At 71.1% G+C, this 249-nt stretch carries 1 protein-coding gene; it reads right to left on the bottom strand.

Annotation, left to right across the window (positions count from 1 at the left end; genetic code table 11):
• Positions 1 to 38 precede the first annotated feature (38 nt).
• A partial coding sequence (locus QSV46_RS40510; protein ID WP_314964331.1) for an MnhB domain-containing protein occupies positions 39 to 249 on the bottom strand: 211 nt, incomplete at its 5' end.

The following is a 249-nucleotide window of genomic DNA, read 5'->3' as shown; positions in this document are numbered from 1 at the left end:
GCCGAACAGCGTCCCAACGGTCGCGGCGAGCAGAAGCGTCACGGGCGGTCCTCCTGCGGGGGCCGTGCGAAGAGGTGCACCCCGGCGACCACCGTGCCGAGCACGAGCAACAGCACGCCGACGTCGAAGAGCACGGGCGTGATCAGCTCGAGCGTCCCGAGCTTGCCGGGACTCTCGCCGGGCAGCGGTCGGTGGGTGAAGATCGGGTCTCCGAGCAGGAGCGGAGCGAGCATCAGGACCACCCCCAGC

The organism is Bradyrhizobium cosmicum (assembly GCF_032290525.1).
In the GTDB taxonomy this organism is placed as follows: domain Bacteria; phylum Pseudomonadota; class Alphaproteobacteria; order Rhizobiales; family Xanthobacteraceae; genus Bradyrhizobium; species Bradyrhizobium cosmicum_A.
This window is presented reverse-complemented; position numbering and strand designations above follow the sequence as displayed.